The following is a 23,250-nucleotide window of genomic DNA, read 5'->3' as shown; positions in this document are numbered from 1 at the left end:
TCCCGAAGCTAGGCCACTAGTCCTCTACCTGGCGGGATTCCTCCACCTGCCCTTGTGTTTCCACCTGCCGGAGTTCCTCTGCTCGCCGCTGTTTTTCGGCTTCGCGGACGGCGATTTCCGCCGCGATTTTCTCAGCTATCTTGCGAGAATGTTCCCCCGGAGTAGATACCCCGCTTTCTTCTACGTCGGCTCGGTGTGCCAGGTCACGGCGGACTTTACGCAGTTTCTTTTCTGCAATCGGGCGTTCTTGAAGTGGTGCAGCTTCGCTATTTTCCCAGGGCATAGGTTCGGCGTAGGCACCCTTGGCCGGGCGGGATGCCGGAGTTAGCCGGGTCGGCCCGGCTAGCCGACGCGCCAAAATGAGGAAGCCGGTATGCGCGACCATCCGGTGATCGGGACGCACCGCGAGTCCCTCTAAGTGCCAGGTACGCACCAGAGTTTCACTGGCCTCGGGGCCGGTGAAAAGTCCGGTGGCTTTGAGATCTTCGGCGCAGCGGGAGAGCTGCGTCGTCGTTGCAACGTAGGCGAGGAAAACCCCGCCGGGTACCAGAGCCTGCGCGGCCGCCGGAATGATTTCCCAGGGAGCGAGCATATCGAGGATAACGCGATCAAAACCTGCCGGGTGAGCAGCCAAAATATCAGCGGCCTCCCCGCATTCCACCCGCCAGTTATCCGGGTGCTTCCCCCACCAGGACACCAGATTGGCCTGCGCTATCTCCGCGAATTCCGGGCGGCGTTCCGCGCTCAGAAGAAAACCTTCGGTGCCGACCGCCTGGAGCAGCGAAATGGAGAGCGCGCCGGAGCCCACCCCGGCTTCAAAAACTCGCGCCCCCGGATAGATATCCGCGGCGTGGATGATTTGCGCCGCATCTTTCGGGTACACAATGGTGGCACCGCGGGGCATGGAGAGCACGTAATCGCTCAGGAGCGGGCGCAGGGCAAGGAATTCGCGGCCCTCCTGGGTGGTGATGAGGCTGCCTTCCTCTTGTCCAATAAGTTCGCTGTGGCGGAAGGAACCGCGCGTGGACTGGAAATAGCCATCAACCGTAAGATTGATGGTGTAATGCCGCCCTTTAGGATCGGTGAGTTGCACGCGTTCACCGGGGCGGAAGGGGCCTCGTCGTAGTGTCATTCCTCCAGTGTAGTTTGTCCGTGCGACAGATTTTTCTGTCGCAGCGAGTTGTTAAAGTGGAATCATGACTCGTCACGCCGCACTATCACCATCACGTGCCAAAGATTTCAAGCAGTGCCCGCTACTCTTCCGTTTCCGGAGCGTCGATCACCTTCCCGAAGCGCCTTCCCTCGCCGCGCTACGCGGCACTCTCGTGCATTCTGTTTTGGAGTACCTATACGCCGCACCGCAGCACGAACGCACCGAGGAATATGCCCAGTCCCTCCTGCTGCCGCGCTGGGAAGCTCACCTGGAAAAGTCCCCTCAGGATGCCGATCTTTTCGAATCCGCGGATGCACTCTCGCAATGGCTGGAGCAGGCCCGCGCTCTTATTAGTAACTATTTCCATATGGAGAATCCGCGTTTTTTGGCGCCGCGGGATCGGGAGAAGTTCATCAATGCCCGCCTGCCCTCCGGTTTAGCGCTGCGCGGAATCGTGGATCGAATTGACGCGGCACCCGATGGAGCCTTGCGCGTGGTTGACTACAAAACGGGGAAGTCACCACACCCGCGCTACCAGAACGAAGCGCTGTACCAGATGCGCTTTTATGCCCTGCTTTTAGAGCTGACGGAAGGGCAGCGCCCGGCTCGCACCCAACTTGTCTACCTCAAAGATGGACGCACCCTCACCTATGATCCGCTTCCGGAAGATACCCAGCGTATCGCCATGGATTTAGAGGAAACCTGGCGGGCCATCGCCGCGCGCCTGGATTCGGGGGAATTCGAACCGCGTACCTCCCGGCTGTGCGATTGGTGCTATTTCCAGCAGATCTGCCCGGCCTTCGGCGGCACTCCCCCGCAGCTCAGCAGTGAGGGGGTGGAGCAGATGCGCACCGCACATAGTTAACGCAGTGCCGCATCGCCCGTGCTGCCCTCGGGCACCAGGCCCGCCCTCAGGCACCACACCTGAGCCATCTGCCTCAGGTCTGGTGCCTCGAACACCTGTCCCTTGTTCTGCGGTTAGTGGGTAAGAAGCCGAATCCCCAGGAGTGCATCAACGGCGCGGGCCACCTGTTCCGTATCGGGTGCCCCGGCTGCCGCCCAGTCATCCAGGATGCGCAGTGCCTGCGGAGTATCCAGATCATCGGACATAGCGTCAATAAGTGCCCGGCACGTTGGAGCTAACTCCGCGGGTGTTGTGGCTGGCGCAGCGGAAGTTTCGGGTGCGCTCGCAGCGGCCGCGGGCTTTGCGAGCGCACTGCGGGCTGCCTGCTGCCAGCATTCCAGGCGGGCTTCGGCACGCCGGAGCGCACTCGCCTCGTATTCCCAATCGGAGCGGTAATGATTGGCCAAAAGAACCAGGCGAATAGCACTCGGGTGCGCGCCTGCCGCGGTCAGCTCCGAAACCCGCACCAGGTTACCCAGCGACTTGGACATTTTTTCGCCCTGGTAGGCCACCATACCCACATGGAAGTGGATATCTACCCGGCCGCGATCATCGGTCATCTCTCGCAGATGGCTCTCGCTCATTTCGTGGTGCGGGAACAGCAAATCGCGCCCACCGGCCTGCACGGTGATATGTTCTCCCAGGTAGGTGCGGGCAATCAGCGCGCATTCCACGTGCCAGCCCGGCCGCCAGAATCCGGGTTTCTCCCCCGCGGGTCGGAAATTATTACCGCGCACGCCCTTCCACACCAGCGGGTCAAGGGTGCGGCGTTTGCCCGGCCGGGTGGAATCCCCACCGTGCTCGTCAAAAATCTGCTCGAGATCCAAATACTCAAATACCGGCGCGGCAGCGAAACTCGGGTCACGGGTGAGGTCAACATAGATATCTTCCGAGCCGTCCCCATTGGGCAAACGGTAGGTAAGACCGCGAGCCTCAAAATCGCGCACAACGGCCTCCAGCTCGTCCAAAATCTCGGAGACCGCAATCCATTTCCCGGGCGGGACAACTCGCAGCGCATCCATATCGGAACGGAAAAGCGCTATTTGAGAATCGGCAAGTTCGCGCCAATCCACCCGCGTTTGCTCGGCGCGTTCGAAAAGCGGATCGTCAATATCCGTAATGTTTTGGGCGTAGCGAACCGGAAGGCCAGCCGCCATCCAGTACCGCACCAAGGTATCGGCGCTCACATAGGTAAAAGCGTGCCCCAGGTGAGTGGCATCGTAGGGCGTGATACCGCAGGTATAGAGGGTAGGTTGCCGAGTTTCTACCCGGCAGATTTCCTCATTATCGGAATCGTAAAGGTTGAGGTCCGGGGTGAATCCCAGTGGTGGTACCTCCGGGCGTGTCCAAGTCTCCATCTGGTTATCCGTTAGTCTCCTACGTCGCGAGTCCTCCACGTGAGGAACTCAAGCACAGTTTACCCAGTACGCCGCTAGCTCTCAGAGAACACCGGTGCAAGGCGAGCCATCGCGGCGTCGTCGTTAAAAAACAGAGAGCGTACCGGCGCCCAAGAGCACCACCACGAGTAGCGCCAATCCAAGACGGTAGATCACGAAGGGCAGGTACGAACGCGTGGAGACCAAACGCAAGAACCACACGATCACCGCGTACCCCAGAACGAAAGAAATCACCGTGGCAAGAATCGTGGGCCCGGCCGGAATCGAGGCGTCTCCGGCGTATTTGACCAGCTGGTAGAAACCGGAGAGCAGCACCGCGGGCACCGCCATAAGGAAAGAGACCCGCGCGGCAGCTTCGCGCGTGTAGCCGAGGAGCAGGCCGGTGGTAATCGTTCCACCCGAACGAGACACCCCCGGAATAAGCGCGAGAGCCTGCCCGCAACCGAGAAGCAAGCCGTCGCGGTAGCTCATATCGCGCAGCTCTTTGCGCTGGCTGGCCCAGCGATCCGCCAGCCCGAGGAAAATCGCGAACAGCGCCAGCACAGCCGCGGTGATATAAAGATTGCGCAGCGATGTTTCAATCGTGTCCGCGAAAAGAAGGCCGAGAATGCCAATGGGAAGCGTGCCGATAATGACCACCCAGCCCATGCGTACATCCGCGTCCGTGCGCGCCACCCGCCCGGTCCACGAACACAACCACTTCCGGATAATGCGCACGATATCTTTCCAGAAATAGCAGAGTACCGCTGCTTCGGTACCCAGTTGAATAATCGCGGTGAACGCCGCACCCGGATCTCCCCACCCGAAAAGATCACCGACAATCCGGATGTGCGCCGAGGAAGAAATCGGCAAGAATTCCGTTAGCGCTTGCACAAAGCCAAGAATGGCTGCTTCTAGATAACCCACGGGGCCTAAGCATAGCGGGCGGGACGTGCGCGCGCGGTGAGGTGTCCGGCTGACACAGTGGTTTAGAGTGGAGCTATGGATTATCGTGCAGTTGGTGCCAGCGGGCTTCTTGTATCCGCTCTCGGCTTGGGAACGCTCACGTGGGGTCGCGATACCGATGAGGAGGAGGCCCGCGGGCAATTGCGCGCTTTCCTCGACGCGGGCGGCACCCTCGTAGATACCTCACCGGCTTTCGGTGATGGCGCGGCAGAAGCACTGCTCGGCTCCTTGCTCGGCTCTTTTTTTGGCGACGACGCCGCTCGCTCCCAGCTCACCATCTGCACCCGCGTAGGTTTCCTCGATAATCCGAGCGGTCCGAGCTATAGCGTGTCGCGGGCCGGTATTGAACGTTCCCTCGCCGCCTCGCTCTCCCGGCTCGCTATCGAGACCGTAGATATCGCCGTAGCCGGTGGCCCCGATGGCGTGACCCCGGATGAGGAAACCGCACTAGCCCTGGCCGGGCTGGTAACCCGCGGCAAAGCACGCTACATCGGAGTATCAGGGTATGAACCCTGGCGGGTGGCGGCTATGCAAACTATGCTGCGGGAACGCCATCTGCCTCCGCTGACCGTGGTGGAAGAAGAATACTCGCTGGTGGAGCGCAGTGTAGAAAGATCCACACTTCCCATGTGTGAAGCTATGGGGATCGGGGTGCTCGCCACCTCAGCACTCGGCCGCGGGGTGCTCACCGGGAAATACCGGCATTCTATTCCCGCCACCTCGCGGGCTGCCTCCGATCACCTGGCTGCTTTTGTGGCCCCCTATTTGAGCGAAGGACCGCGCCGGATCGTGGAGGCAGTGGCGAAAGCCGCTGACGGCTTGAACTGGAATCCCGCAGAAGTTGCGCTGGGCTGGATACTATCCACCCCCGTAAGCGCGGCGCTGGTGGGCGCACGTACCGCCAGTCAATTAACAAGCCTGCTGGGGGGAACCCTCGCGAGTGGTGAAGAACTTCCCGATCTGGTGATCGAGGCGCTCAACGATATTTCTTAGGAACGGGATGCGGGGGCGTCGTCGTCTTCTTCGTCATCGAGACCGGGGTAATCCTCATCATCGTCATCGTAATCATCGTCTGAATCGTCATCATCGTCGTCCAGATCGTCGTAATCATCGGTGTCGTAGAGGTAATCCTCGGAATCATCATCCTCGTAAAAATCTTCGCTATCGCTATCGAAGACATCCAGCGGTGTTTCGACATCAAAATTCGTGAAGATGACGTCATCGTAAATGGTGTAAGCATCCGCCAGCTTATCGGCGGCTTCCAGCACCGCCGGAGCTTCCGGGTCATCAGCGGTAGTAGCCGCCTGGTGGAAATCCTCGAAAGCACCGATGAGACGGTCAAGCGCAGCGCGCGGATTCGTAGCCATGGCCCTAGAATACCCCGAAAGGCACGCGATTCGCTAACTTCTTCGGCACCGAGCCTCTCCCCAGGCCGGGCCGGGGAACCCCAGCCATGCGAAAAGCCCCGGAATTTGTGTTTTCCGGGGCTTTCTCACCGTGCGCGGAGGGGGACTTGAACCCCCACCCTCTATACGAGGACTAGCACCTCAAGCTAGCGCGTCTGCCTATTCCGCCACCCGCGCGGTGATTGCCATTCAGCACGCCGTGCTGAGCAACAGAGAAGAATCTACCAGGCCCGCGCCTGCTTTTTCAAATCGCAGGCCCGCGCAGAGGTGTGATTCCACTTACGCCTGATTATGCCTGGCCACGCCGGTACTTGTCGTGCGAGCCGTGCTGGTACTTGTTCGGCCCGGGCCGCTACCGTTAAGCCTATGAGTACTCTCTTACCTGATTTTTCGCATGTGACCCCGGCATCCCAACTTGCCACGGTCCTTGATTTGATGGAGCACCAGCGCGGCGTCGTCGCCTCTCTTCTCGAGGTGACGGATGCGCCAACCGTTGATAATTTCCTGCGCCCCTTTGAGCTCTCCGGAGCGCAGCTCGAGGTGGAAGCTTCGATTTTCTACACCTATTGTTCCTCGATTGGCGGGGCTGATTGGGATCGCGTGGAGGCCGAGCTCAGCCCGAAGATGACCGCGCACGAGGACGCGCTCTATATGGATCCGCGGTTGTACCGGCGTTTTGAACAGCTATGCGAGGCGGACCTGGATCCCGAAACCGCCTATACCGCCCGCGAACACCTCAAGCGCTGCCAGCAGTCCGGTGCCGGGCTCGCTGAGGCAGCGCGGGGCGAACTGGCGGCTATCAATAACCGCATGGCCGAACTCTCTACCGAGATCGGTCAGCGTATCGTACAGGCCGGTCTGGATGACGCAGTGGAATTCACCGAAGCCGAGCTCAGCGGCCTTTCCGCTTCCCAGCGGGAGGGGCTGGCCGGGGAGGCCGCCGCGGCTGATAGCTCGGCCGCCTATCTCGCCACGCTGCGTCTTCCCACGCAGCAGCCGTTGCTGGATAATTTGGACGACGCCGCGGCTCGCGCCCGCCTCCTGGAGGCATCCCTGCGGCGCTGCGACGGCCACGACGCGGCAACCGATACCCGCGAATCCATTTTGGAACTGGTGCGGCTGCGGGCTCGGGCCGCCAAGCTGCTCGGCTACCCGAACCACGCCGCCTACGTGGCCGCGAATTCTTCGGCCGGGACGCTCGAGAACATCGATGCGCTTCTCTCCCCCATGATGGCGCCCATCGCCCGCAACGTTGCTGCCGAAGCTGAGGAGCTGGCCGCTTTCGTCAAGGAACGCTGGGGTAAGGACACCTTCACCGCCAGCGATTGGGTGCGGGCCCAGAATCAGGCGCGCGCCGAAAAGTTCAGCATTGATGACGAGGCCCTTACCCCGTACCTCGAACTCGATAACGTGCTGGAAAAGGGTGTTTTCTACGCGGCGAATAAGCTCTACGGGCTGACCTTCACCCGGACCGAAGAGCGCGGGTACACCGATGACGTGGTCGTGTGGAAGGTTGCTGAAGAAGACGGCACCTTCCTTGGCTACTTCCTGGGTGATTACTATGCGCGGCCCGGTAAGCGCGGGGGCGCGTGGATGCACGCCATCGTGCAAAAATCCGCGGAGGGATCCCCCGCTTCGGTTATCTGCAATAACCTCAATATCACCAAGCCGGCTCCCGGCGAGCCCACCTTGCTGAGCTGGGACGAAGTGGAAACTGCTTTCCACGAATTCGGGCACGCCTTGCACGGTTTCCTCTCCGACGTGCGCTGGCCCTCGGTGGCCGGAACGAATGTTCCGCGTGATTTTGTGGAGTACCCCTCCCAGGTCAACGAGATTTGGGCGCGGCATCCGGAGGTACTCGCACGCTACGCTCGCCACTACCAGACCGGGGAAGTCCTTCCCGCCGCCCAAACCGAGGCCCTCGTTGCCTCGCGCGGCTACGGTGCCGGCTTCCGCATGTGCGAAATTGAGCAGGCGGTGCTTCTCGATCAGGCATGGCATCGGCTCAGCGAAGCCGAAGTCCCGGCAAGCCCCGCCGACTTCGAAGCTTTCGAGGAGAAGGCTTTGCGAGCCACGGGTGTCCAGCATGAGCTGGTGCCGCCCCGGTACCGCAGCGCCTACTTCAACCATGTTTTCTCCGGTGGATATTCTGCTGGATACTACTCTTACACCTGGTGTGAAGCCCTGGACGCGGATACGGTGGCGTGGTTCCAGCACGACGCCGCGCGGGAGGGCGATCTGGGCCTCAATCGCGAGGCTGGCGAGAAGTTGCGCCGCGAGGTCCTCTCGCGGGGTAATTCCCGTGATCCGAAGGAGTCCTTCGCGGCGCTCCTGGGGCGGGACGTGGATGCCACCGCGCTGCTCAAGCGGCACGGCCTGGTGGAAGCCTAAGCCCCGAGGTTAGCTGCTTCTTGCGGTTCTGCTGAGATTCCGCGAAGAGCGCGAGGGTTGGCGCGAGGCCCGAACTGTGTGGCGGTTCGGGCCTCGCGTTTTTGTAGGCTTGCTGGCCTGCGTACACTAAAGCCATGCAGGAGTTCACACTAACCACGCCGTCGTACTTTCTCAGCGCTCCGCGCCCCGCGGATGTTCCCGCACTAGCGACGATATGCGCAGATCCGGATATCCAACGCTGGACCACGATTCCGGCCGGGTATTCGCGCTCTGATGCCGAAGCTTTCGTCACGGAGTTCGCGCCGCGGAAATGGGCCGAAGGTTCACCGGTGTGGTTGATCCGCCACACCTCTCAATCCGCGCCGCTGGGATGCGTTCAGGTAGATGTAACGGGAAACGGACGCATCGGCCGGCTCGGCTTTTGGGCCGCCAAAGAGGCCCGTAACACCGGCATGGTGACGGAAGCCGTTCGCGCAGCGCTGGAATATTTCTTTGATAAAACTGATCTTGCCGCCATGCATTGGGATTGCGAAGTGCAAGGTTCAGATATTAATTGGGCTTCGGCAAAGATCGCGTGGAAGCTCGGCTTTTCCTTCCTTGGTATTCGCCCGGCGGTCACGGTAAATAAGGGCGAGGTCTACGGTTTATTCCAGGCAACTCTCCAGCGCGGGGAGGCCATGGAGCCCGCGCACGCTTGGTTTGGGCCCAGTGAAAAGCATCCGGCTTTTTCCGATCCGCGCCGCCCGGAGGATCTGGTACGGCAATTCCACGAAACGTACTCCCTTCCCATCGTCACCGACGGGCCGAATGCGCATCGGCCGCGCCTGCCGATGCGTATGTCCCTTATCGCTGAGGAATTCACCGAATTGGTGACCGCTGCCTACGGTAAGGCGGCTGGTGAGCAGATCAGCGCAGCTTTTGAGCGCGCTGTCGATCTTGATGATGAGAGCCGCGATATCGTTGAGATTTCGGATGCGCTCGCGGATTTGGTGTATGTCATTTACGGGATGGCTTTAGAGCTGGGTATTCCGATGGCCGATGTGCTTGCCGAGGTACAGGCTTCGAATCTATCGAAGCTTGGGGCGGACGGGCGGCCGATCTATCGGGAGGACGGCAAAGTTCTCAAGGGCCCACATTTCTTCAACCCGGATATCCCGCGTGTTTTGGGACTGGCCCCGCACAATTCTGCGGAGCACTCGCGCTAATGGCGATTCGTTCCGGGGCTGTCAGTTTCGGGGGCGCCGGGAGTAGCGTCGTCACCCGGCGCCGCGTTCCCGGGGGCAGCTGCGTCGTCGTCAATAATGGCGTCTTCAATGTAATCGCTGAGGCTGGCGGAAAGAATGCTCTGGGATAGCGCGTCGATCCGCTTGGAGAGCTTGCGCTGCTCGCTGAGCCGCTGGGTGCGGGCCATCGCATCAAGGACGGGGATCGCCCGGTCAATAGAATCGAGTTCCGCACGCCAGGCCGCAGCTTTTTCGGCAATTTCCGGGGTATTGGCCGAGGCATAGAGATAGGTGACGTGTTCTTTGAGGATCTCGATGCGGCCGCCCAGGCTACGCGCTTCCCGCTCGTGCGGGTTTTTGCCGGCAAGCTGATGCATGCGGTTCTGAATTTTGGACACAATCTGCGGGTTTTCGCGGATGAGGGCGCGCAGTTGCGGTCCGTAACGTGTGATCACGAAAACGATGGCGGGGCCGATACGACGCGCAAGCCGCAACAGTGCCCGATATTTACCCATAACCTTGTGCCTCCAGATTCTGTGCGGGTGCTGCTCCAGATAGGGAGCAACTTCAGTTATCGTATCGATTGTTTGCGGCGCGGTGCGTTCTTTTCGCTAAGAGGTTTTAAGCGACGACGCCGCTACGCTTGTGCCACAAGACTTCCCGTGCGACTAGCGGAAATCCCGGGAGGGCAGGCTGATCCCGAGCGGAATAGCTGCGATTCCATCCGCGTGGAAAACAGCGGCTCCGCCATCGCGTTCGACCATCCCGCGGATAACCAGGGCGTTCGCGGTTCGTGCGATATCCCGATACTTTTCCCATAGCTGCGGGGTAATGAGGACGTTGAGCATCCCGGTTTCGTCCTCGAGGTTGAGGAAGGTGATGCCTTTCGCGGTATGGGGACGCTGGCGATGGGTAACAAGGCCGGCTACTTTGCACCTCCTTTTTTCCGGATGGGTGGACGCTGCGGCGACGGTGAGAATCCCGCGCGCAGTGAGAGCTGGGCGAATAAATTGCGTCGGATAGGACGTGGGAGAAATCCCGGTGGCGCGCAGGTCTGCATGAGCTTGTTCCACTGCGGTGAGTTCCGGGAGCTCGGGGATCGCACCGAAAGGTTCGGTTCCGGGGATCGCGGGCTGATATATGGTGCCTCGCGCAATATCAGCATTGCTCACGGCCTGGGCGATCCACACGCCTTCCCGCCTGCTCAGGCCCAGGTTGTCGGTGGCTCCGGCGCGAGAAAGGGCCTCGATATCTGTTGTTTTTAACCGGGCGCGCTGCGCGAGATCAGCGAGGTCACGGAAAGGTGCGTGGGAGCGGGCCGTGAGAATTCGCTGCACGGCTGCGCTTCCGAGGCCCTTGATACCGGCGAGCCCGAGCTGGAGGTAACGGTGGCTATCCACGTGGATACGCGGGTGTTCCCGTTTCGGATGCGACTCCGTATCGCATAGTTCTTCCACACTGGCGTGTTCCTGCGAACGTGTAACATCGGCTCGCCGCACCACGATGTGATGCCGCCGGGCATCGGCAACGAGGGATTGTGGGGAGTAAAACCCCATCGGTTGCGCATTGAGCAAGCCCATATAGAACTCTTCCGGGTGGTGGACTTTGAGCCAGGCGGAAGCATAAACGAGATAGGCGAAGGAAAATGCGTGGGATTCGGGGAAACCGAATTGGGCGAAGGCAGCAAGTTTCTCATAGATTTCTGCGCGCACCGCCGGATCTGTAATCCCCTGTTTTTCCATGCCTTCCATGAGGTGACCGCGGAGGCGTTCCATCCGGGCAGCTGAACGTTTCGCGCCCATGGCTTTGCGGAGTTGATCGGCTTGCGCGGGTGTGAAGCCCGCGGCATCGATAGCAATATGCATGAGTTGTTCTTGGAAAAGTGGCACCCCCAGGGTTTTTTCCAGCGCGTTTTTCAGGAGCGGATGGGGATAGGTCACTTTTTCTTTGCCTTGTTTACGCCGAATATAGGGATTGACGGATCCCCCTTGGATAGGTCCCGGGCGGATGAGAGCTACCTCGATAACAAGGTCGTAGAAGCATTCGGGTTTCAGGCGCGGCAAAGTGGCGATTTGTGCCCGTGATTCCACCTGGAAAACTCCGACGGTATCGGCTGCTTGGAGGAGCTGATAAACTTCCGGATCTTCTGCCGGCACATTGTGCAAGCTGAGGGGGCGACCATACGGATCCAGAATTCCACGACGCGTGAGTTCGGTGAAGCTAATACGCAAGGCGGTGAGCATTCCGAGCCCGAGAAGATCGAATTTCACGAGCCCTGCGGTAGCGCAATCATCTTTATCCCATTGCAGTACTGTTCTTCCCGCTTTGGAGGCCCAACCTACCGGGCAAACGTCAATAACCGGCCGGTCACAGAGCACCATTCCGGAAGAGTGAATACTAAGATGCCGCGGGAGCTGCTGTATCCGGGCAGCCAGCGCCGCCACGCGCTCCGGTATTCCGGCGTGCCGAGGCTGTGCGCCGCTATCCGAGCTAAGACTGCGATGGTGGGTTGCCTCTGCCCACTGGTCGATATGGCCCTCCGGATATCCGAAGGCCCGAGCCACATCCCTGAGAGCGGAGCGCGGCCGATAGGATATGACATTAGCAACCTGGGCCGCGTGGGAACGCCCATAGCGCGCGTAGACATGTTGGATGACTTCTTCGCGGCGTGAAGATTCGATATCAATATCGATATCGGGTGGCCCCGAGCGCCCCGGAGATAAAAATCGCTCAAAAAGCATGGAGTGTTTCACGGCATCTACCGCGGTGATCCCCAGGGCGAAACAGACGGCGGAATTCGCTGCGGAACCGCGGCCTTGGCACCAAATATCACGTGAATGGCAAAAGGACACTATTTCTTCAACGATGAGAAAGTATCCGGGGAACCCCAAGGTGGTGATGACCTCGAGTTCGTGCTCAATCACTTCCCAAGCTCGCGGGTATTCCGCCGGTGTCCCGTAGCGTTCCCGGGCTTTGCGCATAACAAGTTCCCGCAACCATGTGGCTTCGGTATAGCCATCCGGAACTGGGAAAGGCGGAAGGTTCGGCGCAACGAGGGAGAGGTCAAAAGCACATTCTGCTGCGATGTGGGCTGCTGCTTCCAGGTAACGTTCGCGCCCGCGGTGCAGAGTACGCAAAGCGTGCCCGGAGCGCAGGTAGCTTCCGGCGGCGGGTAGGTAGGGATCTATCTCATCGAGAGTGCAGCGGGCCCGGGTAGCCGCGAATACATCGGCAATCGGACGGTCTGCGGGACGCGCGTAGTGGATGTTTCCGGTGACCGCCGCGCGAACCCCGGCTTCTTGGGCTAGGGCTTCGAGAAAATCACACCGCTGCGCATCAAGGGGCCCGGCATGGGAGGTGAGTTCCACAACCACGTTATCTTTCCCGAAGGTATCGATAAGTAGGGCTAGTTCCTGCCGGGCTGCGCTGCGAGCCCAGCTGCCTCGCTGGGTGTCAAGGATTCGGCGGAGTGCGCTTTTCCGGCAGCCACCGGTGAGGACGAGAATATCGCCATTATTGCGCGCGAGCTGATCTAGAGTATGGTGCGCGATTCCTTTCGCACCGCTGGCGAGCATGGCGTTTCCTATACTGCGGGAGAGGTGCTGATATCCGGCCGGGGTTCGAGAAAGGAAAACAAGATGGTCACCATCCGGATCCGGGCCTTCGCGCGGCCGGGTACTATTCAGCGTTATTTCGGTGCCGGTGATGGTAGGAAGGCCGGTATCCCGCCCGGCTTGCGCGAGCTGCATGACACCTGGAAAACCATTGTGATCGGTAAGAGCTAGAGCTTCGATACGCAGATCTAAGCAACGTTGTACGAGCTCTTCGGGCAAGCTAGCTCCGTCGAGAAAACTGAAAGCTGAGTGGGCATGCAGTTCTGCATACGGAACATAGGGAGAGCTGCTGATAAAAGTGGTCATGGCTAGATGTAGCTGGCAGCAAGGTACCAGCGCTCCTGTTCTACATAGAGAAGTACAGCCCCGGTGGTGGTGACCACCTGGATATAGGCACGCCGGGTGGCGCGTGCCCACCAGCGCTGTTCACTGACCCAGGGGCCGGCGTAGTCGAGCACCGTGAGGAATTCTTCCACCCCGAAAAGAGCGTGAAGCGATGCGGTGGGAAATCCGGAGCTACCCGTGGATAAGGTAGCACCGCCCGCAGGTGAGGTAGCACCACCGGCTACAGCAGCATCACCCACACATGGACCAGCGTGTTCTGCCGGCAAGACCGCGCGGACAGTAGCGGGAAAGGGATGCCGGCACTCCCCCGGGCAGTGCAGCGCGGTAGTAGCGGCAATAGCGAGTGGCTTCCCGCAGGTACACAGCACAGTTACCGGATAGGGAGTGCGCAGCAGCTGTACCGGAGCAGGTTCGGGCAGCCGGCCCGGCCAGGGAAGCTGAGCCCGGGAGGTATCTACGGCCTGCCCCCAGGGGATTTCTTGCACATCTTCCTCGGGGAGGCGCCCACCCACCCGGCGAGGTACCCGCACGTATTCTTCACCGAGGAGACTTTGGAGGCGGTGAGCCCCGCGAGCGGCCGCCGCATCGCTGGCGGTGCGCGCGCCCCAGAGAGGGGCCGGATGGTTACCCGCTGGGGTAATATCCCGCGCTATGAGCTCTAATTGGGTAATGCCTCCGCGGTTTTCCATGCCGGCCGCATCGGCTTCCACACCGCTAGCACCGCCGGGACTTCCCGCTAAGGCTTCCCTGTTTTCCCGAGGCTGCGCTATCCAAGCGGAGATTTGCCACCGTACCCGATCTACCACATCTTCTTGGGTGAGGAGTTCGAGGTGCCAGCTGCGTGTCATCACTTCTCCGTGTGCGGCACTCGCCCGGATATCCAGGCGAGCAGAGCCAGCCGCACCGGCACGCATTTTTGTTTCGAGCTGCCCGGCAAGATTACGTGCGGCAAACGCCGCGTGCTCCGCGTGAGTGAGAGGCGGATCAAAGGTGGCTACCACGGATATATCACGCGTATCCGGAGTTGATTCATGCGCGGGCAGGGTGCGCGCGACGGCCAGATCCCACATGTATTGCCCGATATTGCCGAAACGTGTAACGAGGGAACGCTGCCCCAGCCCGATAACATCCGCGATAGTGGCGATACCCAGATCACGAAGTAGCTCCACGCAATCGCGGAGCGCCGGACGCGTTGCTGGTGTTGCGACAAGAAGGAAGAGCGAGATCGGTTGACCGGCCAGCGCTTGTTCGGAAGCCCCCGGAGCGATAATGCGCGAAGTGCGAGCTGCCCACAGGCTAGGAAGAGTTCCCTCCGCAATTCCAACCCGGGCTTCGCACCCGGCGGCATCAACAATATCTCCCACAAGGTTTTCACATAAGCGTTCTTCTCCCCCTTCGGTACGCGCCGGCCCCGCCGCTGAAAAGATAACCACCCCCGGTTCCACCAGCGAGAAACGCGCCACTCTATTTGAGATAGCACGCAGCACCGGGTCAAAGAAGCGCAGTTCACGCGCCCTATCACGTTGAATAACGGTGCACTGCGGCACGAGAGATTGCAGTTGCCGAGTGGGCATATCCACGCGAGCACCTTCCCGCCAGGCCCAGACATTGATGTTGGCTACCCGGTGGTGTTCCACGAGTGCTACGGGCGTTTCCCTGGTGGCAATCCCGGCCATTTCCGCCGCGATAATGGGCCAGTTAGGAACCCACACCGTTGCCTGGCGCATTATTTTCCCCCTCCCCCCGCGTATCGCTAACCGGTACCAAACGGAGCCCGCCTCCAATAGCCTGCCCGCGCGGAACCCGAGGCGCCGGAGCAGCTTCGCGTACAGCTGGCACCGCGCGCAGGCCCGCGGCCGGGTGCCAGCCGGTAGCATCCCAGGAAATACGCAGGCGCGCACCGTGCGCGGAGCGGAGCTCCACGGTGATATACGCGACGTGCCCACTTCCGTTGGCCGGGCCCGTCACCGACTCATAGCGCGCATTCACCCGATCACGCACCTGCCAATTTTCCGCAATAAGCAGTGTTTCCCGGCTACGTGCCCGGTGCGCGAGCCTACGCTGCTCCCGCGTATCCACTCGCAGCGCGCTCCCCACAATCACCACGTCGAAAAGATCAATCGCGGCCGAGAGCGCCGCCCCGCTCCGCGCCGGCGGGAGGTAAGGAATAGTAACAATCCGATTGAGATCACTGCCTAACCCGGCGCAGGCTTCCCACCCCATATCAGGAACGCCCAGATAGATGCACCACGCGCCTTGCGCGCTTACCAGGGCAGCCACCAGTGCCAGTGCAATACGCGAACCGCTGACTCCGAGCGTCATTCCCGGGGCTAGACCCCGCGGAAAAAGCGGAGAAAGTTCCGGTGGGAGATCCCACCCGTTCCCGCCCGAATACGGCTGTGGCTTCGGTTGCGATCCAGCTAATCCCACCGCGGATTCCGCGCGGGCCAGCGCGGCACGCGCGGCCGCTAGTTTCTGCGCACCCATAGCACCCCCCCCACACAACATATTAGAACGTATGTTCGATTTTACGATACGGCTTTACTCTACCGAAGGGATACGACACAAAAATCGCGCGTGAAATTCTCAGGCTAGTACCCTGGATAGGTGCTTCATATTGTTTTCTACGAGCCGCGCATTCCCGGTAATACCGGCGCGGCGATTCGCCTAGCGGCGTGCACCGGCGCCACCTTGCACCTTATCGAGCCCCTCGGTTTCGATTTTTCCGATGCCCATCTCAAACGTGCCGGCTTGGATTACCACGACCTCGCGGACCTCGTTATTCACCCGAATTTTGAGGAGTTTCTCACCAGCGCGCCTGCTGCTCGCATCTTTGCTTTTACCGGACATACCCAGAACAACTTCGCCGAGGTCTCTTACCAGCCCGATGACTATCTTCTTTTCGGGCCCGAACCGACCGGCTTACCCGCGCGCGTCGTCGCCCACGAACGTATCACCGCGGCGGTGCGCATACCGATGCTCCCCCACCTGCGGTCCCTTAATCTTGCCAATGCGGCATCCATTGCAACCTACGAAGCCTGGCGCCAGCTCGGATACCCCGGTGCCGCCCAATTTTCCTAAGGTATTTCACCGGCATCCCCGGTGTGATGGCCCGCATCGTATGCACGGCATCTCACGCGAGCTCATCCCAGCGCCGGCCAGGAATCAAGTTACAGGCCTTCCTCGCGAAGCGCCTGATCATATAAGCGCTCGGCTTCGCCAAGTAGTTCCCCGGCGGACATTTCCAGCGCCCGCGCCAATTGGAGCAGCGTCCGTAGCTGCGGATTAGCTGGCTTTCCGGTTTTATGGTCGGAGCGCCCGCTTTCTAGCGATTGCAACGTGGTGCGGTTGAGATTGGCGCGCAAAGCTAGATCTTCTTGCGACATTCCCAGGTTTTCACGCCGGTCACGTACTGTTTTCGCCAGGCGCCACGCGACGAGCGAATCAATTTGGGAACTGTCCTGCACCCTTCCACTTTCGCCGCGCGCAGCACCCTCCTTCCACCGGGTATACCCGGCATTAACAGTAATTATTTTCTCAATGGCCAGCTCTACGTGCCGCTTCTTTGCGCCCCTACCTCAGTCCCGGATGCGCAGCGCCCAGCAAGCTACCGCGCTCGCGGCCGCCACATTGAGAGAATCCACATGCCCGGCCATGGGGATAATAACCCGGGTCTGAGCGCTCGCAACCGTGCGCGCACTCAGGCCGTCCCCTTCTGTTCCGAGAATAAGCGCTACTCGCGAATCCGAGGCCAGCACATCAGCCCGCTGCGCAAAGTCATCAAGAGTTTCGGCGTCGTTTTCCAACGCCAAGGCGGCCGTTAAGAAACCGAGCTCGTGCAATTTTTCGATACTGCGCGGCCAGTCGTGGATCCGTGTCCACGGCACCTGAAATACGGTACCCATAGATACCCGCACGGAGCGGCGGTACAGCGGATCGGCACAGGTATCGGTCACCAGCACCGCATCAACCCCAAGTCCGGCGCAAGAACGGAAAATAGCGCCCACATTCGTATGATCTACCAAGCCTTCTAGAACGACGACGCGCCGCGCCCCACGCCCTGCGCGCGCCCGCGATAGCAGCGTGGCAACATCGGCCAATTCCGGGCGGTGCATCGCGGCTAGCGCACCCCGATGCACTTTGAACCCGGTCACCGCCTGGAGCATGTCATCAGTGCCTACGTAGACAGGGACTCCAGCACCCTCCGCTTCCCAGCCGCAACGTAATAAGCACGCCTGCAAATCCGGTAACCACCGCGGTGAGCTAAGAAAAGACCGCGGCTGGTGGCCAGCTTGTAAAGCCCGCTCGATGACTTTTGTCGATTCGGCCATATACACCCCGCGCTCGGGTTCCAGCAGGCGGCGGAGATGCACATCTGTCAGCCGGAAATAGTCATCGAGTTCGGGAGCAGCAACGTCATCGAGGTAAATCAACACATAGCAAGCGTGCCACCGTGCCGGTGCCAGACACAAATCACCGGAGCTACCCATCGCGCAGAACGCGAGGGTAGCCCCGGTTAGTTATATTGCAGCAAGGCCGCGGCATTACGCCCCAGGCAAGCTTTTTATCTTCGCTTAGTTATGCGGCATCTGGGTGGGATCGGAAACGGAACCGCGGGCATCATCAACCGCGCGATTAGCTTCTCCACGCGCATCGGCCAGCGCCGAATCAATATCCGGGAGGGTGGTTTCCTTGAGTACATCGGCCACATCAGCCGCATTCTCAAAATCTACCCCGGTGGGCCCAGCCGGGCTGGGTTCATCTCCCCCGCCGCTGCGGCCCCCACCAAAGCCCTTCTGCACCGCGTCAAGTGCGGCGGTGAGCTCGGTAGGAACAATCCACAGCTTCGAGGACTGGGAATTGGCGATCTGCGGCAGCGTCTTGATGTACTCGTAAGAGAGCAGCTTCGGATCGGCATTACCCTTGTGGATCGCGTCGAAGACCTGGAGGATAGCCCGGGATTCACCCTGAGCTTTGAGAACGGTGGCCTGCGCTTGACCTTCAGCCTTGAGAATAGCCGATTGTTTTTCACCCTCAGCAGTCAGAATCTGGGACTGTTTAATACCTTCCGCGGTGAGGATCGCGGCACGGCGGTCACGTTCCGCCTTCATCTGCTGCTCCATCGCGCCCTGCACCGTGGCCGGCGGATCAATCGCCTTCAATTCCACGCGCGAAACACGAATACCCCACCGCCCGGTCGCATCGTCAAGTACGCTGCGGAGCTGATCATTAATACGGTCACGGCCGGTCAGCGCCTGCTCCATATCCATGGTGCCGATGATATTACGCAAGGTGGTCACGGCCAGCTGCTCAATACCCGTCATCGGATCGGCAATTTCGTAGGTTGCAGAGTACGCGTTCGTCACCTGATAGTAAATAACCGTGTCAATGGACACGTTGATGTTATCGGAGGTAATAACCGGCTGGGGCGGGAAGGGTACCACCTGCTCACGCATATCGATGCGCTGGCGCACCGCATCGAAGAACGGTACCAGGAAGTGCAGCCCCGGTTGCAGCACGGAGTGGTAGCGCCCCAAGCGTTCCACAACCACCTGGTAGCCCTGCTGCACCTTGATGACGGAACGGAACACCGCCACCACCACCAGGAGAAGGAGTAAGAGGAGGAGCACACCAATAATCGTGCTCGCGTTGAAATCAACATCCATGATTGTTCCTTTGTGCCGCTAGGCGGCCTCGGTGACTTTTCGGTGATACGTGAGTAGATACAACTTATGGTTCTGGGGTCACGATTGCGGTGGCGCCATCGATTGCCTGCACAAGTACGACGCCGCCCTCCGGGATGCGCCCCGCAGCGGTGCGCGCACTCCACTCATCTCCGCCAATTTTCACGCGCCCGCTGCGTTCGGTAATTTCCGTGAGCGCGTAGGCCCGCCGGCCCACCTGCGCCTCCACGTTGCCAACGGCGGCTCCGCGTGGATTGACGTGACGGCGCGCCCAGGGGCGGGCGAAGAGCAAGAGGATAAGAGCGAAAACCCCGTAGGCCACGATCTGAACCCAGAGAATATCTGTTCCCAGAGCCACCCCCGCGGTTGCCAGGGCCGATAGCCCCAACATAAGGAAAGTGAAATCGAGGGTAAACATCTCAACAATTGCGAGTGCCAACCCGGCGATGACCCAAATTTGCCACGTCATTGTTCTCCCTTTCCTGAGAGTTCCGTACTGCCGGTTCTCCGACTCCGGGCCTCTTCGTCCTCTGGTGCCATGCTACCGGACGCACTGCTACCCGGATATACCGAGCCGCACATCGACCGGTGCGGGATATTGGGATATGCCGCGCGCCGGAAATTTCTAACGGGCCGCGCGCGCCGTGTAACGCCCCGCGTTTTCCTCCACCCGCAGCGGGTAATCAAAAACATCCGAGAGCTGCGCTGAGGTAAGAACTTCCGCCAGCGGCCCGGCGGCAACAACGCTTCCGGCTTTAAGCAGCAGCATGTGGGTAAATCCGACCGGGATTTCTTCCACGTGGTGGGTAACCAGCAGCATGGCCGGGGCGTATACTTCCCCGGCCAGTCGTGACAGGGTGCCCAACAGACGTTCACGCCCGCCCAGATCCAGACCCGCGGTGGGTTCATCCAAGATAAGGACTTCCGGATTGGGCATGAGAGCGCGCGCGATACCCAGGCGTTTACGTTCCCCGGACGATAGGTACGCAACCTTACGTTCCTCGAGGTCACGCAAGCCGAGCCGGCGCAACATGGCGCGGGCGCGGGCATCATCTGCGGCGTCGTACTCCTCATTCCACGCGGCCAGGTGCCCGTACGCGGCGCTGCGCACCGCCTGGAAAACCGTTTCGCCACCGGGAATACGAGCATCGATCCCGGCGGAGGTCACGCCCACGGCGCTGCGCAGCTCCCGCACGTCTACCGTGCCGAGGCGTTCGCCCATGAGCTCTACGCTTCCCGAACTGGGGAAGAGCCGCGCGGCAGCCACCTGTATCAGCGTGGTTTTCCCGGCGCCATTCGGCCCGAAAATAACCCAGCGCTCCCCGGAATTAACATCCCAAGATACCGAGCGGAGGATTTCCGTGGCCCCGCGGCGTAGCGTTACATCTTTCAACGACAGCACGTCACCCATGGTTCTAGAATAGCGTGCCGCTGGGGCAGAACTCGTTAGCGCCGCGGATAGTTATCCACGAGTTCCCGGTAGAACTCCATGGTTTTTTCGCCAATGGCTTCCCAGGAGAAATGATCTTCCACCCGGCGCCGGCCCGCGGCACCCATCTGCGCGGCCCGTTCCGGATCGGAGCATACCTCGTTGAGAGCCGCAGCCAGATCTGCCTCGAATTGCTCGGGATTGAGCGGGGTGCCCGTACCGTCCTGAGCTTGTTCGATAGGTACGAGCAGCCCGGTGGCTCCGTGCACGATGCAATCGGGAATCCCCCCGGTTTCGGTGCCGACCACCGGTAATCCCACCGCCATAGCCTCGAGATTAACAATGCCGAGTGGCTCATAGATGGAGGGGGTAACGAAGGTGGTGCAGCACGCTTCCAGGGCAACAATGCGATCCTGGCTGAGCATATCGTCAATCCATACCACGCCCTCGCGTTCGGCCTGCAGCTCGGCCACGAGAGCCTTTGTTTCCTCCAAAATTTCGGGGGTATCGGGAGCCCCGGCGCACAGTACCACCTGAATACCCTTATCTACCTGGCGGAGCGCGCGCAGCAGGCCCGGCACGCCCTTCTGGCGGGTGATGCGCCCTACGAACATAATGGTGGGCCGGTCCGGATCCAAACCGTAGCTGGCGAAATACCGGCGGGCTTCTTCTTTATCCGCACTGGTTTCCGGGGCCTTCCACGCGTTCAAATCAATACCGTTGTGGATGACCCGCACCCGTTCGGGCGCAATATTCGGGTAGCAGCGCAAAATATCGGAGCGCATCGCGTGAGATACCGCCACGATTCCGGCCGCGGATTCATATGCTGTTTTTTCCAGCCAGGAACTCAAGTGGTAGCCGCCCCCGAGCTGTTCGCGCTTCCACGGGCGCAGCGGTTCGAGGGAGTGAGCCGAAATCACGTGCGGAATTCCGTAAAGAATCGAGGCGATATGCCCGGCAAAATTTGCGTACCAGGTGTGGGAGTGCACCAGATCCGCTCCCTCGACATCCGTGACCATCGCGAGGTCAACGCCCATCGTACGCACGGCAGCGTTAGCGCCCTCAAGTTCCTTGAGGTAGTCATAACCCTGGAGCGCCACGCCCGCGGGAACATCTTTGTTCTGCGCGGGAGTGCGCGGGCCGTCGAAAGCACGCACGTGGATATCAGCGTGCCGGGCAAGCACCCGGGAAAGTTCCGTAACGTGGACTCCCGCGCCTCCGTACACGTGCGGGGGGTATTCACGGGTCAGTAAATCAATGCGCATGGCTGCCTCCGGCTTCTTCGCCGCCGTCCGCTTCCCCACGAAGCGGATCATGCGTGCGTACTACCCCAAGGGTATCCCACCGCACCGGGAAACACAGCCGTGGCACGTATCTATCCACAGCGTGGACCTACGCTCAGCTTGTCCACACGCACCTCGAGAAGTGGGTGTTCAACTTCACGTTTTACGGTACGCTGTAGGCATGAGGAGAGATTTACGCGTTCTGGCCATCGTCCTTGCGGGAGGCGAAGGCAAGCGTCTAATGCCGCTCACTGAAGATCGAGCGAAACCCGCGGTTCCTTTCGGGGGCATTTACCGGCTGATTGACTTCGCGCTGAGTAACATCGTGAATTCTGGATATCTCCAGATCATCGTACTTACCCAGTACAAGTCACATTCGCTGGACCGCCATATTACGAGAACCTGGCGTATGTCCAACCTCTTGGGCAATTATGTAGCCCCGGTTCCCGCCCAGCAGCGGCGTGGCAAGGGATGGTTCTCCGGAAGTGCGGATGCTATCTACCAGTCCATGAACGTCATTGATGATGAACGCCCTGATGTTGTGCTCGTGACCGGCGCAGACAATATCTACCGCATGGACTTTTCCCAGATGATGGATCAACATGTGGAATCCGGTTTTGATCTGACCATCGCCGGTATCCGCCAACCGCTGGAACTGGCGCCTTCTTTCGGCGTTATCGACGTTGATGAAGAAAACCACCAGAAGGTCTCCCGGTTCCTTGAAAAGCCGCAAGATACTACCGGCTTAGGTCTGGAAGAAGCTCCGGATCAGTTCCTGGCCTCGATGGGTAACTACATTTTCAATACCGATGCGCTGGTCGAAGCATTGCAGAATGATGCCTCCGATCCCAGCTCTGCCCATGATATGGGTGGAAGCATTGTTCCGCGTTTCGTGGAGGCCGGTAATTGTGGCGTCTACGATTTCACCTACAACCGCATCCCCGGTGAAGGTGAACGCGATAAGGACTACTGGCGTGACGTGGGTACCATTGACGCCTACTACGCGGCGAATATGGATCTTATTTCCGTTACCCCGGACTTCAACCTGTACAACGAACGCTGGCCGATTCTGACCGGGTACACCGGGTTACCGCCCGCAAAATTCGTGTACGGGCATCACGAACGCCTCGGGCATGCCCTAGATTCCATTGTTTCTCCCGGAGTGATTGTTTCCGGCGGTGAAGTCATCGGATCGGTGCTCTCCCCCGGGGTGCGGGTGAATTCCTGGTCCTCGGTGCGCGAATCGGTCCTGTTGGACGGAGTGAACGTGGGCCGCAACGCCACCGTTATCCGCGCCATCGTAGATAAGAACGTCCAGATTGAAGAAGGCGCGCAACTGGGAGTTAATCACGATTATGATCGCGAACGCGGTTTCTACGTTTCCGAAGGTGGCGTGGTCGTGGTTCCCAAGAATGCGGTGGTGCGCCGCTAAGCACCTAAGTTGCTCAGCGCGTGCCCTGAGCTACTAGCCGCAGG

Annotated in this window: 20 protein-coding genes and 1 tRNA gene; 6 read left to right on the top strand and 15 right to left on the bottom strand. The window is 60.2% G+C overall.

The annotated features are described in order from the left end of the window. Positions 1 to 16: 16 nt before the first annotated feature. A complete protein-coding gene (locus QP828_RS06480; RefSeq protein ID WP_274734051.1) occupies positions 17 to 1,132 on the bottom strand; it encodes a tRNA (adenine-N1)-methyltransferase in 1,116 nt (371 codons plus the stop codon). Positions 1,133 to 1,196: 64 nt separating this feature from the next. On the opposite strand from QP828_RS06480, the gene QP828_RS06475 reads away from it, so the two are divergent. Next, positions 1,197 to 2,018, top strand: a complete 822-nt coding sequence (locus QP828_RS06475; protein ID WP_274734052.1) for a RecB family exonuclease — start codon at positions 1,197 to 1,199, stop codon at positions 2,016 to 2,018. A gap of 113 nt (positions 2,019 to 2,131) precedes the next feature. Here QP828_RS06475 and QP828_RS06470 read toward each other — a convergent pair whose 3' ends face one another. Both QP828_RS06470 and QP828_RS06465 read right to left on the bottom strand, forming a co-directional pair. After that, complete coding sequence (locus QP828_RS06470) at positions 2,132 to 3,415, bottom strand: hypothetical protein (RefSeq protein WP_274734053.1); 1,284 nt, start codon at positions 3,413 to 3,415, stop codon at positions 2,132 to 2,134. A gap of 123 nt (positions 3,416 to 3,538) precedes the next feature. Further along, positions 3,539 to 4,360: an undecaprenyl-diphosphate phosphatase gene (locus QP828_RS06465; RefSeq protein ID WP_274734055.1), complete on the bottom strand. Its 822-nt coding sequence runs from the start codon at positions 4,358 to 4,360 to the stop codon at positions 3,539 to 3,541. Positions 4,361 to 4,435: 75 nt separating this feature from the next. Here QP828_RS06465 and QP828_RS06460 point away from each other — a divergent pair, with 75 nt between their 5' ends. Beyond that, positions 4,436 to 5,392: an aldo/keto reductase gene (locus QP828_RS06460; protein ID WP_274734056.1), complete on the top strand. Its 957-nt coding sequence runs from the start codon at positions 4,436 to 4,438 to the stop codon at positions 5,390 to 5,392. On the opposite strand, the gene QP828_RS06455 is transcribed toward QP828_RS06460, so the two are convergent. Then, positions 5,389 to 5,766, bottom strand: coding sequence for a hypothetical protein (locus QP828_RS06455; RefSeq protein ID WP_126134958.1), 378 nt, complete (start codon positions 5,764 to 5,766; stop codon positions 5,389 to 5,391). The two genes, QP828_RS06460 and QP828_RS06455, sit on opposite strands and share 4 nt — an antisense overlap. A 131-nt stretch (positions 5,767 to 5,897) precedes the next feature. After that, positions 5,898 to 5,982, bottom strand: a tRNA-Leu gene (locus tag QP828_RS06450). 189 nt (positions 5,983 to 6,171) lie between these two features. On the opposite strand from QP828_RS06450, the gene QP828_RS06445 reads away from it, so the two are divergent. Together QP828_RS06445 and QP828_RS06440 are read left to right on the top strand one after the other, a co-directional pair. Next, entirely contained in the window at positions 6,172 to 8,196 is a 2,025-nt protein-coding gene (locus tag QP828_RS06445; RefSeq protein WP_274734057.1) for a M3 family metallopeptidase, read from the top strand. A 134-nt stretch (positions 8,197 to 8,330) separates the two neighbouring features. After that, positions 8,331 to 9,401 carry a GNAT family N-acetyltransferase gene (locus QP828_RS06440; RefSeq protein ID WP_274734058.1) on the top strand — a complete coding sequence of 357 codons (1,071 nt, stop codon included), beginning with the start codon at positions 8,331 to 8,333 and terminating at the stop codon, positions 9,399 to 9,401. Here the strand turns inward: QP828_RS06440 and QP828_RS06435 are convergent. The 4 genes from QP828_RS06435 to QP828_RS06420 form a co-directional block, all read right to left on the bottom strand. Next, complete coding sequence (locus QP828_RS06435) at positions 9,398 to 9,934, bottom strand: hypothetical protein (RefSeq protein WP_274734059.1); 537 nt, start codon at positions 9,932 to 9,934, stop codon at positions 9,398 to 9,400. The two genes, QP828_RS06440 and QP828_RS06435, sit on opposite strands and share 4 nt — an antisense overlap. A 153-nt stretch (positions 9,935 to 10,087) precedes the next feature. Further along, positions 10,088 to 13,339 (bottom strand): error-prone DNA polymerase, encoded by a 3,252-nt coding sequence (locus QP828_RS06430; RefSeq protein WP_274734060.1) that lies wholly within the window; start codon positions 13,337 to 13,339, stop codon positions 10,088 to 10,090. 2 nt (positions 13,340 to 13,341) lie between these two features. Further along, positions 13,342 to 15,105, bottom strand: a complete 1,764-nt coding sequence (locus QP828_RS06425; protein ID WP_274734061.1) for a Y-family DNA polymerase — start codon at positions 15,103 to 15,105, stop codon at positions 13,342 to 13,344. Next, positions 15,077 to 15,865: a DnaE2-dependent mutagenesis accessory factor ImuA' gene (locus tag QP828_RS06420; protein WP_274734062.1), complete on the bottom strand. Its 789-nt coding sequence runs from the start codon at positions 15,863 to 15,865 to the stop codon at positions 15,077 to 15,079. Before QP828_RS06420 ends, QP828_RS06425 begins: the two co-directional genes overlap by 29 nt. Positions 15,866 to 15,985: 120 nt before the next feature. On the opposite strand from QP828_RS06420, the gene QP828_RS06415 reads away from it, so the two are divergent. Beyond that, positions 15,986 to 16,459 (top strand): tRNA (cytidine(34)-2'-O)-methyltransferase, encoded by a 474-nt coding sequence (locus QP828_RS06415; protein ID WP_274734063.1) that lies wholly within the window; start codon positions 15,986 to 15,988, stop codon positions 16,457 to 16,459. 89 nt (positions 16,460 to 16,548) lie between these two features. Here the strand turns inward: QP828_RS06415 and QP828_RS06410 are convergent, their stop codons facing one another. The 6 genes from QP828_RS06410 to glgA form a co-directional block, all read right to left on the bottom strand. Continuing rightward, the gene (locus QP828_RS06410; protein ID WP_164545978.1) at positions 16,549 to 16,845 is read right to left on the bottom strand and encodes a helix-turn-helix transcriptional regulator; all 297 of its coding nucleotides are present in this window, start codon (positions 16,843 to 16,845) and stop codon (positions 16,549 to 16,551) included. A gap of 111 nt (positions 16,846 to 16,956) precedes the next feature. After that, entirely contained in the window at positions 16,957 to 17,814 is an 858-nt protein-coding gene (locus QP828_RS06405; RefSeq protein ID WP_274734066.1) for a TrmH family RNA methyltransferase, read from the bottom strand. A 138-nt stretch (positions 17,815 to 17,952) separates the two neighbouring features. Next, positions 17,953 to 19,044, bottom strand: a complete 1,092-nt coding sequence (locus tag QP828_RS06400; protein WP_274778559.1) for an SPFH domain-containing protein — start codon at positions 19,042 to 19,044, stop codon at positions 17,953 to 17,955. A gap of 64 nt (positions 19,045 to 19,108) precedes the next feature. Beyond that, positions 19,109 to 19,531 carry an NfeD family protein gene (locus QP828_RS06395; protein ID WP_126135600.1) on the bottom strand — a complete coding sequence of 141 codons (423 nt, stop codon included), beginning with the start codon at positions 19,529 to 19,531 and terminating at the stop codon, positions 19,109 to 19,111. A gap of 156 nt (positions 19,532 to 19,687) precedes the next feature. Then, entirely contained in the window at positions 19,688 to 20,473 is a 786-nt protein-coding gene (locus QP828_RS06390) for an ABC transporter ATP-binding protein (RefSeq protein WP_274778558.1), read from the bottom strand. Between the two features lie 35 nt (positions 20,474 to 20,508). Continuing rightward, complete coding sequence (gene glgA / locus QP828_RS06385) at positions 20,509 to 21,756, bottom strand: glycogen synthase (RefSeq protein ID WP_274778563.1); 1,248 nt, start codon at positions 21,754 to 21,756, stop codon at positions 20,509 to 20,511. A 199-nt stretch (positions 21,757 to 21,955) separates the two neighbouring features. Between glgA and glgC the strand changes: the two genes are divergently transcribed. Then, entirely contained in the window at positions 21,956 to 23,206 is a 1,251-nt protein-coding gene (gene glgC / locus QP828_RS06380; RefSeq protein ID WP_126135598.1) for a glucose-1-phosphate adenylyltransferase, read from the top strand. Positions 23,207 to 23,250 lie beyond the last annotated feature (44 nt).

It is taken from the genome of Actinotignum sanguinis (assembly GCF_030230305.1).
In the GTDB taxonomy this organism is placed as follows: Bacteria; Actinomycetota; Actinomycetes; order Actinomycetales; family Actinomycetaceae; genus Actinotignum; species Actinotignum sanguinis.
The sequence above is the reverse complement of the archived record's forward strand: the minus strand, read 5'-3'. Positions and strand labels throughout refer to the sequence as shown.

What these genes read in the sequence shown, in the direction of transcription:
- QP828_RS06480 (WP_274734051.1), bottom strand. Translation starts at nt 1,132, where the DNA reads ATGACACTACGACGAGGCCCCTTCCGCCCCGGTGAACGCGTGCAACTC.
- QP828_RS06475 (WP_274734052.1), top strand. Translation starts at nt 1,197, where the DNA reads ATGACTCGTCACGCCGCACTATCACCATCACGTGCCAAAGATTTCAAG.
- QP828_RS06470 (WP_274734053.1), bottom strand. Translation starts at nt 3,415, where the DNA reads ATGGAGACTTGGACACGCCCGGAGGTACCACCACTGGGATTCACCCCG.
- QP828_RS06460 (WP_274734056.1), top strand. Translation starts at nt 4,436, where the DNA reads ATGGATTATCGTGCAGTTGGTGCCAGCGGGCTTCTTGTATCCGCTCTC.
- QP828_RS06455 (WP_126134958.1), bottom strand. Translation starts at nt 5,766, where the DNA reads ATGGCTACGAATCCGCGCGCTGCGCTTGACCGTCTCATCGGTGCTTTC.
- QP828_RS06445 (WP_274734057.1), top strand. Translation starts at nt 6,172, where the DNA reads ATGAGTACTCTCTTACCTGATTTTTCGCATGTGACCCCGGCATCCCAA.
- QP828_RS06440 (WP_274734058.1), top strand. Translation starts at nt 8,331, where the DNA reads ATGCAGGAGTTCACACTAACCACGCCGTCGTACTTTCTCAGCGCTCCG.
- QP828_RS06435 (WP_274734059.1), bottom strand. Translation starts at nt 9,934, where the DNA reads ATGGGTAAATATCGGGCACTGTTGCGGCTTGCGCGTCGTATCGGCCCC.
- QP828_RS06430 (WP_274734060.1), bottom strand. Translation starts at nt 13,339, where the DNA reads ATGACCACTTTTATCAGCAGCTCTCCCTATGTTCCGTATGCAGAACTG.
- QP828_RS06425 (WP_274734061.1), bottom strand. Translation starts at nt 15,105, where the DNA reads ATGCGCCAGGCAACGGTGTGGGTTCCTAACTGGCCCATTATCGCGGCG.
- QP828_RS06420 (WP_274734062.1), bottom strand. Translation starts at nt 15,865, where the DNA reads ATGGGTGCGCAGAAACTAGCGGCCGCGCGTGCCGCGCTGGCCCGCGCG.
- QP828_RS06400 (WP_274778559.1), bottom strand. Translation starts at nt 19,044, where the DNA reads ATGGATGTTGATTTCAACGCGAGCACGATTATTGGTGTGCTCCTCCTC.
- QP828_RS06395 (WP_126135600.1), bottom strand. Translation starts at nt 19,531, where the DNA reads ATGACGTGGCAAATTTGGGTCATCGCCGGGTTGGCACTCGCAATTGTT.
- QP828_RS06390 (WP_274778558.1), bottom strand. Translation starts at nt 20,473, where the DNA reads ATGGGTGACGTGCTGTCGTTGAAAGATGTAACGCTACGCCGCGGGGCC.
- glgA (WP_274778563.1), bottom strand. Translation starts at nt 21,756, where the DNA reads ATGCGCATTGATTTACTGACCCGTGAATACCCCCCGCACGTGTACGGA.
- glgC (WP_126135598.1), top strand. Translation starts at nt 21,956, where the DNA reads ATGAGGAGAGATTTACGCGTTCTGGCCATCGTCCTTGCGGGAGGCGAA.